Origin of the sequence: Nitrosomonas sp. Nm33 (assembly GCF_900107265.1) — a bacterium.
Lineage (GTDB): Bacteria > Pseudomonadota > Gammaproteobacteria > Burkholderiales > Nitrosomonadaceae > Nitrosomonas.
The window spans coordinates 39,137-47,135 of record NZ_FNPJ01000016.1 but is presented as its reverse complement, the minus strand read 5'-3'; the positions used below and the strand labels follow the sequence as shown (position 1 = coordinate 47,135).

Below are 7,999 nucleotides of genomic sequence, written 5' to 3'. Positions count from 1 at the left end.
TCGCGATTGATGACTTCTCCCGAGAACTCTATGCAGCCATCTTGCCTGATAAAACCCGGAATAGCGCCGCCTGGTTCCTCACCGAAACCGTCATCGCCCAATGCCCTTACCAGATCGATTATGCTTATTCTGATAATGGCAAAGAATATAAAGGCACTGACAGTCATGCTTTTGTTAAAACCTGCAAAACGCACGGCATCGGCCAGAAATTCACTCAAATCAATCGACCTCAAACCAACGGCAAAGCTGAACGTGTTATCCGCACCCTCATGCAGATGTGGCATGACAAGACCAACTTTAAAGACTGCACCGACCGGCAAACTCAACTCGACCGCTTTATTAACTTTTATAACACTGTCAAACCACATAAAAGTTTGAATAACTCAACTCCTTATGAAATACTCCAACATTATTTCAATCAACCTCTCTGTAAACAACCCTGAGATTTCTTACATTTTAGGCCAAATACCATCCATAGAAATTACTATCCTAATTAATTTATTAGGATTTTATCGCACAACAAGACTACCCCGACTACTTCCACGCACATAGTAAGTAATTATAAAATTTCCGTTTATCACCATATTCATGAATATGAAACAATTAATTTGTCATATTAAACCAATTCGCTAACTGGTTATTCTCCCGAAATAGGACGATAACTAGCTTAGGAAATTAAGATATACTGTTTATATCATTAGATTTAACCCAAAAATTTCAAACCAGCGTGCTACTCCATTGCCTCACCACCTAGCGCATCAATCAAATCAGGCAATAATTGCTTCAATTGTTCGGTCATGAGGAAGAAATTGCTGTCAAACTGTTCCTCTGCTGATTCTGCGGGTTCTTTCTCGATATCCAGCAGAGTAAGCCGCTTGATTTGCAGGTTCTCATCCAGCACAAAGGAAAGGTTATTTTCCCAGACCATCGCCTGCTTGGTGACCTCTTTACCCCCCCGGACATGGCGGGTGATTTCATCCGAGTCGAGTGGATATCGCTGATAACTCACCGAGATTTTTTTATCTTCTCTGCTGCGAAAAACGCTGTCGCTGTCGATGGTAAATGCATGAGGCAATTCATCACCCGATAGCCAACGGGTCATGGCCGAGGCCGGGGTCAGCGTGGTCTTGATGCGCTTGAGTAGAAGTGTGGGGATCGTTTTCAGAAGAGTTTCGGCAAAAGTATCTGCCCTGGCGATATTCGAGCTGTCGATAATGAACCAGCCATTAACCGGATCGATCCAGGCATGGCTTTTTTGCCGGATGACAAAGGCACGCGGCAGCAACTCATATAATGCGGCTTCTTTGATTTCTTTCATTTGTTTGCGGCCAACTGGATAGCCCTGCTGTGCTTCCATTTCCACTGCACGCTCTTTGGCGCGCTGATTGACGACGGAGGCAGGTAGCAGTTTTTTTTCAGATCCCAGTGCAATGAGCACCTGCTGCCCGCGCGCATAGACGAGGCGGGTTTCTTCCATTCCAGGTGGAACCCAGCCCAGGCTTTGCGTTTCCATGCTTAGGCAGGCTTGCAGGGTGCGTCGTGTTAATAACTCTTCCAGCTCTTCAGGTGTGAGCTTCCAGTCGGTGATACGATAAATTTGTAAATTCTTAAACCACATAAAGGTACCTCTATAAATCCATTTTTAGGCGAATCACGGTTTTAAGTGCTCGCTCGTTTCTCGCCTATTGTTCTTGAATTGTTTCGTCGCTCGCTGTGCGACTCCTTGCGCTTCACCCCTTAAAAGTGAATTTCTAGGGATACCCTATAAAAAGGCTATTAAGCACCGTTCTTTTTCTGGGGTGCGCTAAAAAAGTGTGGAGAATTGTACAGGCGATTGCTGATTTTAGTTTAACTAATGGTATGCCAAGTTATAACATTCAGAAAAGTTTGAATAAACCTCAATCATGTAGCACATTGCCTCGTTGCCCGGCGCTCCCCTCCTAGGCTATCTATTTCCTTAACAGACTGTTAAATCACTTATAAAAAATACTGGGCAAACACAAGCACTGATAGCTTCCAATAACAGCAATAATTAGCAAAACACCTAATCGGTTTAAGTGGAACGCACCTCCATCCATTACTGTCAGAAAAAAACATGAGCGATAAGTGGCAACCATTCCGTGTTTGTTTATGAAAGTGAGGGCTTTAGCAATGATGACAAATGAACCTACAGCCAATCAGTCTCATCCCCCTGTCAGCCGAGGAATTGCGCAAAATCGATGCTTACTGGCGTGCCGCTGACTATCTGTCGGTGGGTCAGATCTATTTGCTGGACAACCCCTGCTGAGTGAATCGCTGGAATTGCACCATATCAAATCATGCTTGCTCGGCCATTGGGGCACAATACCGGCCATCAATTTTATCTATGCTCACCTCAATCGTGCTATTCAGCGCCTCAATTTGAATATCATTCTCCTCACTGGCCCGGATCATAGCAGCCCCACCTTGGTGGCTAATACCTACCTGGAAGGCACTTATTCAGAGTTTTATCCGGATTTTTCACAAAACACTCAAGGCATACAACAATTATTCCGCCAGTTTTCCTTTCCTAGCGGAATCGGCAATCATGCCACTCCGGAAACTCCCGGATCGATTCATGAGGGAAGTGAGCTGGGTTATGTGCTTTCCCACGCTTTTGGTGCTGTGTTTGATAACCCAGATTTGATTGCTGCCTGCGTTGTGGGCGATGATGAAGCTGAAACAGGGTCTCTCGCTACTACCTGGCATGCCAATAAATTTCTCAATCCCGCGCATGATGGGGCGATGCTGCCAATTTTGCATCTCAATAACTACAAAAACGCCAATCCCACCATTCTGGCGCGCATCAGTCGGGAAGAACTGATGCAGCTATTTCAGGGTTATGAATACCGCTCGTATGTGGTGGAAGGAGAAGATGGCGCTGATTTGCATCAGCAAATGGCCTGCATCCTCGATCGGGTAGTGAGTGAAATCCGGACTATCCAGCAGCAGGCACGCCAGCATGGCAATATCCAACACCCACGCTGGCTGATGATTATACTTGCGCACGTCCAAAAGCTGGACCGGCCCAAAAGAGGTCGATGGCCAGAAAATGGAAGACAGTTGGCGCTCCCAGCAGGCGCCGTGTGCGGCCACACGGAAGACGGCACTATTACCACGCCATTCGATAGGGTAGTACGCAATGATCTGGACCGTTTCCATCTGATAAATGATGTCATCGATTGGGTACCCAAACTGAGCTATACCACCGCTTATTTAAAGCAGATCATGCGTGATAAGCTGATCGAACACCACGAATATATCCATCACCATGGTCAGGACTTGCCAGAGATTCGCAACTGGAAATGGACTCATCTTTAAGTGTAGTATGCCCAACACAAAAAAACAGAAAACCCGATGATGACGAGGAAAATATTTCGTCCTGGACGATTTCTTAGTGGAAGCACTGTCTAAATTTGCAATCCGAAGAATCAAGGATTCACCGATTGGTTACTCATTCAGGACTTCTTTAACCTTCCTTAGCCTTCCTTAGTGAAAATTTGGATTATTTTCTACGCAAATGATCTATTCCCCACTTCTCTCCTTTTCGACTTGATTCTGGCTTGCTGGGCGCATCAAAATTCGGGTAGTTAAAACTTAAGATGATTAATCTTGAACAATAAATTCTTTTTATTGTCTCAAACACAATTTAGAATATATTAGCTGTAAAAGGTAAAAATAATTTATGCTACAGTCTCATGATTTCATGTACTTATTTTTAGAATAAACCATTTTTTCTTTCATTAAAAAAATGCTTGATTCCACAGAAAACCAGCCTATAATTCCTACCCTTTAATCATTTTATTAGCGCCAAGAAGTAAGGAGGTCATCATGAAAAGTAAAGCGAATTCTTTTGCGCAAGTTGATTTGGTTCATATTCATATCCCAGAAACGTAGCGACTTTTGATAGGAGTTAATGATGAAAATACGTACCGCCACTGTGCAAAAGAGAATTGAAAATGAAGTTATCTTTGACACCCACCCTGAGATTAGTCTAGATCTCTCTCTCGTTGAAGAAGCACTAAAGAAAGGTTATAGCAAACCTTTCCTGCTGGTCGACAGCAATATTATCCGCAATAAAATTCGCCGTTTTAAAGCTACCATGCCACGTGTTCATCCGCATTATGCAGCAAAAGCCAACCCGGATTCACGTGTATTAAAAACATTAATAGAAGAAGAATCTGGATTTGAAATTGCGTCCATCGCCGAATTGGATCTGTTGCTTAGCCTAGGTGTTCCTGCAGCGGAAATCTATTATAGTAATCCGATGAAATCACGTGCCTACCTGGAATACGCCGCATCTAAAGGTGTGGAATGGTATGTTCTGGATAGTATCGAAGAGCTTCGTAAAATCGTCAGTGTCAAGCCAGATGCAAAATTGTATTTACGCATAGATACGCCCAACATCGGCAGTGACTGGCCCCTCGCAGGTAAATTTGGCACGCACCTTGCTGATATCAAAGAAATTATTAACGAAGCGGTCTCGCTGAGCGCTGATCTCGCAGGTGTAACCTTTCATGTTGGTTCGCAATGCCGTAATCCGCAAAACTGGCGAGTCGGTATCGAGCGCGCTAAAAATGTTTTTGCTGACATGAGGCAGGCGGGATTAAGGCCTCGCTTGCTCAATATTGGTGGTGGTTATCCAGTACGTCATGTTAAACCTATTCCTTCCATTGAGGTGATCGCAGATGTCATCAATGCTGCAATTGCTGATCTTCCGGAAGAAATTCGCATCATGGCAGAACCAGGTCGGTATCTTGTATCGGATTCCTCATGCTTTGTTTGCAGAGTCGTGGGCACTGCCACACGCAATGGCAAACGCTGGATGTATTGGGATGCGGGTATATTTGGCGGTATTATCGAAGTGAGTGAAGGGCTACGTTATGAGATTTTGACTAAGCGCACAGGTAGCAACATTCCCTGGTCCATTGCCGGTCCAACCTGTGATTCCGTTGATGTATTAATGCATGACGAGCTATTACCCGAAGATATCCAGGAGGGCGATTTCATCTTTATTCCCAACGCAGGCGCCTATACCACAGCCTATGCCAGCAATTTCAATGGCTTTCCTTTACCTGATGTTCTCGTCCTGTAGCTTGAGTCTATATCTTAGCCAATAATAATTGTAAGAAATACGTTCCATCCTGGCTAAACTTGTTGAAGTCTATTTTCTTTTTGACAAGTTTAGCCAGTAGTCAATCAGGATATAAGTCGGTCAGATCGGTCAGATCAATCAGATATAGTATTACCCATTGGTGCACACCTTCGAATGCTACCAGGCAACAAATCCTCTATCGCAATAGCTTAACTCGTACAGCAGTCTTACCTGCTAAAATAGACTGCCTGATTAATATTCCGTCAATTATATGGCGCTAGAAGACCATACTCCCATGATGCAGCAGTACTTGCGCATCAAATCGCAGCATAATGACAAGCTACTTTTTTATCGCATGGGAGATTTTTATGAGCTGTTCTTTGAGGATGCTGAGAAAGCAGCCCAGTTGCTCGATATCACACTGACACAGCGTGGAGCATCCGCAGGTGAGCCCATCAAGATGGCCGGAGTGCCCTATCATGCTGCTGATCAATATCTGGCGAAACTCGTCAAACTAGGTGAATCGGTTGCCATTTGCGAGCAAGTCGGTGACCCGACTACTACCAAAGGGCCAGTAGAGCGTAGGGTAACACGTATCATCACGCCCGGCACACTGACCGATGCCGCTTTGCTAGAAGACAAACGTGACTGTATCGTGTTAGCACTAACTTCACATAAATCGACGTTAGGGTTAGCATGGCTCAATTTGGCTGCTGGCCAGCTGCGAATGCTGGAAACTTCCCCGACTAGTTTGATGAGTGAACTAGAGCGCTTACAACCTGCCGAAATTCTTTTACCTGAATCGTTGGATGTGTCGTTAGCACTTGCTGAATCAAATAACGCCAAACAACTGCCTGCCTGGCAATTCGATTACAACAGTGCTGTTCGTAACCTTACCAAGCTATTTAGTACTCATGATCTTGCTGGTTTTGGCTGTGATGATTTGCATGCGGCACTGCAGGCTGCTGGAGCGCTGCTCGAATATGTGCGCCTCACCCAGGGAACGGATATCACGCATATTAAAACAATGCAGGTTGAACGTGAAGGAACCTACATCCGTATGGATGCTGCTACCCGCCGCAATCTGGAAATTTCTGAAACTTTACGCGGAGAAACTTCACCCACCTTGATGTCGTTACTGGATACTTGCTCAACCAGTATGGGTAGCCGGCTGTTACGACACTGGCTGCATCATCCACTACGAGACTACCCAATCCTTCAGCATCGGCTTGACAGCGTCTCTCGGTTGATGGAAACAGCCGGGATAGCAGCAGCACCTTATGCTGGCATCAAGGAGCATCTTAAGCGCATTGTCGATATCGAACGCATTACAGCGCGCATTGCACTCAAATCAGCCCGGCCACGTGATCTTTCCGGCCTGCGGGCTAGTCTGATCGCTCTGCCTGAAATCGTAGCCATGGCAACCAATACTACCAGTGAACACCTTGCCCTGCTGGCACAAGCCATGATACCGGATAGCGCTCTGGTAGAACTTTTGCAGCAGGCATTATTCCCCGAACCGAGCGTGCTGTTACGCGAAGGAGGAGTCATCGCTGATGGCTACGATGCTGAATTGGATGAATTACGTGCCTTACAAAATAACTGTGGCGAATTTCTGCTGCAACTGGAAGCGCGTGAAAAAACACGCACAGGCATTCCTAATCTCAAAGTGGAATATAACAGGGTCCACGGTTTTTATATCGAAATCACACATGTACATAGCGACAAAATTCCATCCGACTATCGTAGAAGGCAAACTTTGAAAAATGCCGAGCGCTATGTCACACCAGAGTTACAGGCTTTTGAAAACAGGGCGCTAGCAGCCAGGGATCATGCGCTTGTCAGAGAAAAATTTTTATATGATGCGTTGCTGGAAGAACTCAATACCTATACCAGGCATTTACAAAACATAGCGCAGAGCGTGGCAGAAATAGATGTACTGGGTACCTTTGCAGAGCGCGCTCAATCACTTAACTATACCGCGCCGGTCTTTACTGAAGAAGCGATCATAGAAATTCAAGCTGGCCGTCACCCTGTAGTGGAAAGTCAGGTCAATCAGTATATTGCCAATGATGTGCGTCTTGGATTATGTGGCACTGGCAGGCGACAAATGCTTGTCATCACAGGTCCCAATATGGGTGGAAAATCTACTTATATGCGGCAAACGGCTTTAATAGCACTACTTGCTCACTGCGGCAGTTTTGTACCTGCAGAAAGCGCACGTATTGGAACGATCGATCAGATCTTTACCCGTATTGGCGCGTCGGATGATCTGGCCGGTGGAAGATCCACCTTTATGGTCGAAATGACCGAAATAGCCAATATCCTCCGCAATGCTACTAACCAGAGCTTAGTTTTGGTCGATGAAATTGGGCGAGGAACGTCTACCTTTGATGGTTTGGCTCTGGCTTTTGCCATTGCTCGCTACCTACTGACTAAAAACCAGAGCTATACATTATTTGCGACACACTATTTCGAACTGACCAAATTGGTAGAAGAATTCGAACAAGCTGTCAATGTTCATCTGGGAGCTGTTGAATACAAACAACACATTGTCTTTTTGCACTCGATTAACGAAGGACCTGCCAGTCAGAGCTACGGTCTGCATGTAGCAGCACTGGCAGGTGTACCTGCCCCAGTAATTAAGGCAGCCAAAAAAATCTTGACCAAACTAGAACAGGAAAATGTTAACAAGAACCCACAACTTGATTTGTTTTCAGAACCATCCGATACAACTATTGAATTTTCTGAAACATTACACCCCATTTTTAGTCATTTAAGTAAGCTCGTACCTGATGAATTAAGCCCCAAGGAAGCACTTGAACATCTCTATACATTAAAATCGATGTTAAATAAAGACTGAACGTTTTAACCTGAAGGTCTTTA

Annotated in this window: 5 protein-coding genes and 1 pseudogene; 5 read left to right on the top strand and 1 reads right to left on the bottom strand. The window is 45.0% G+C overall.

Annotated features, from left to right (window positions below; all coding sequences use genetic code 11):
* Window positions 1-41: 41 nt before the first annotated feature.
* Window positions 42-443 carry an integrase core domain-containing protein gene (locus BLV54_RS17195; RefSeq protein WP_371113273.1) on the top strand — a complete coding sequence of 134 codons (402 nt, stop codon included), beginning with the start codon at window positions 42-44 and terminating at the stop codon, window positions 441-443.
* A gap of 287 nt (window positions 444-730) precedes the next feature.
* Here the strand turns inward: BLV54_RS17195 and BLV54_RS05440 are convergent, their stop codons facing one another.
* Window positions 731-1,618, bottom strand: coding sequence for a recombination-associated protein RdgC (locus tag BLV54_RS05440; protein ID WP_090568893.1), 888 nt, complete (start codon window positions 1,616-1,618; stop codon window positions 731-733).
* Window positions 1,619-2,161: 543 nt separating this feature from the next.
* Here BLV54_RS05440 and BLV54_RS05435 point away from each other — a divergent pair.
* The 4 genes and pseudogenes from BLV54_RS05435 to mutS form a co-directional block, all read left to right on the top strand.
* Window positions 2,162-3,109 (top strand): annotated as a pseudogene (locus tag BLV54_RS05435) (phosphoketolase); the annotation flags it as partial.
* On the top strand, window positions 3,103-3,339 hold the full coding sequence (locus tag BLV54_RS05430; protein ID WP_176969685.1) for a phosphoketolase family protein: 237 nt from the start codon (window positions 3,103-3,105) through the stop codon (window positions 3,337-3,339). The pseudogene BLV54_RS05435 and the gene BLV54_RS05430, both read left to right, overlap by 7 nt.
* Window positions 3,340-3,937: 598 nt before the next feature.
* Window positions 3,938-5,113: a type III PLP-dependent enzyme gene (locus BLV54_RS05425; protein ID WP_090568887.1), complete on the top strand. Its 1,176-nt coding sequence runs from the start codon at window positions 3,938-3,940 to the stop codon at window positions 5,111-5,113.
* Between the two features lie 271 nt (window positions 5,114-5,384).
* Window positions 5,385-7,976, top strand: coding sequence for a DNA mismatch repair protein MutS (mutS, locus tag BLV54_RS05420; RefSeq protein ID WP_256329162.1), 2,592 nt, complete (start codon window positions 5,385-5,387; stop codon window positions 7,974-7,976).
* Window positions 7,977-7,999: the final 23 nt, after the last annotated feature.

What these genes read in the sequence shown, in the direction of transcription:
- BLV54_RS05440 (WP_090568893.1), bottom strand. Translation starts at nt 1,618, where the DNA reads ATGTGGTTTAAGAATTTACAAATTTATCGTATCACCGACTGGAAGCTC.
- BLV54_RS05425 (WP_090568887.1), top strand. Translation starts at nt 3,938, where the DNA reads ATGAAAATACGTACCGCCACTGTGCAAAAGAGAATTGAAAATGAAGTT.
- mutS (WP_256329162.1), top strand. Translation starts at nt 5,385, where the DNA reads ATGGCGCTAGAAGACCATACTCCCATGATGCAGCAGTACTTGCGCATC.